Source organism: Cupriavidus sp. 8B, from assembly GCF_054589115.1.
Genome location: NZ_BAAILO010000306.1, coordinates 1 through 222, shown reverse-complemented (window position 1 = coordinate 222; position 222 = coordinate 1). Strand labels below are relative to the sequence as shown.

The 222-nt window shown below is 68.9% G+C and carries 1 pseudogene; it reads left to right on the top strand.

The features are described from left to right. Positions 1-222, top strand: a pseudogene (locus ACYP5B_RS30880) (IS110 family transposase); the annotation flags it as partial.

Sequence of the window (222 nt, the reverse complement as noted above, 5' to 3'; positions counted from 1 at the left end):
CCCAATGCGGCAGGGATCGACGTGGGCGCGTCGAGCCACTGGGTGGCGATGCCACGGCATCTGGCCGAACAAGCCGGCTGCGAGCCGGTGCGCGAAGTCGGCGCGATGACCGACGATCTGCACGCACTGGCCGACTGGCTGCTGGCGTGCGGCGTGGACACGGTCGCGCTCGAGTCCACCGGCGTGTACTGGATCCCAATCTATGAGGTACTGGAGCGGCGC